Origin of the sequence: Nocardioides sp. CPCC 206348 (genome assembly GCF_048654705.1) — a bacterium.
Classification (GTDB): domain Bacteria; phylum Actinomycetota; class Actinomycetes; order Propionibacteriales; family Nocardioidaceae; genus Nocardioides.
Map to the genome: position 1 here is coordinate 141 of NZ_JBMCZA010000189.1, position 957 is coordinate 1,097.

Below are 957 nucleotides of genomic sequence, written 5' to 3' on the forward strand. Positions count from 1 at the left end.
GTCGTGTCGAGCGGGAACACCAACTTCGTCGGAGCGATCACCGCTCGCCTCGAACGCGACCGGGGTGCCGAGGTCAGGATCCTCGGCCCGGCCGAGCTCGGGATCCAGGGTGGCATGAACCCGATCCTCCAGTCCCTCATCAACCGCGACGGCCGGGCCCAGGAGATGGCCGAGGAGCGGCTCCGCGAGCACTACGACTGGGCCGACGTCGTCCTCATCGAGTGGTGTACGCCGACGGCGGCCTTCGCCACGCTGGCCGACCCGGGCACCGCGCGGGTGGTGCTGCGGCTGCACAGCTTCGAGGCCTGGACCCTGTGGCCCCATCTGGTCGACTTCTCCCGCGTCGACGAGGTCGTCTTCGTCAGCGAGCACCTGCGCGAGCTGAGCCAGGCTGCCGTGCCAGCGCTGGCCGCGCATCCGGCGGTTGCGGTGGTGCCGAACGTGGTGGACCTGACCGGCTTCGACCAGCCCAAGGCGGATGACGCCCGGTTCACGCTGGCGCTGATCGGCATCGCCGCGGTGGCCAAGGACGTGCGGTGGGCCATCGAGGTCGTCCGCCGGTTGCACGCGCACGACGAGCGCTACCGCCTGCTCCTGTTCGGTGGCGACCTGGAGAACACCGGCTCCGCCATCGGCCGCGCGTACGACGCCGGGTACCTCGCCGACCTGAGCGAGCTCGAGCCACGCGGCGTCGTCGAGCGTCGCGGCTACACGAACGACGTGCCCGAGGCACTCCGCGAGGTCGGCGTCATCCTCAGTTCCTCGGTGCGCGAGAGCGCGCACCTCGTCGTCGTGGAGGGCGCCGCCAGCGGCGCCGTACCGGTGGTGCGGGACTGGCCGTTCTTCGCCCACAGCGAGCACGGGGCACGCACCTTCTACCCCACACCGTGGGTGGTGGGCTCCGTCGAGGAGGCCGTCGCCCGCGTCCTGGCGACCACGGGGACCGCCGAACAGTGG

General features: G+C 71.6%; 1 protein-coding gene. It reads left to right on the forward strand.

Annotated features, from left to right (window positions below):
• On the forward strand, positions 1-957 hold a 957-nt coding region (locus ACOADB_RS15560; RefSeq protein ID WP_378600342.1), incomplete at both ends, for a glycosyltransferase.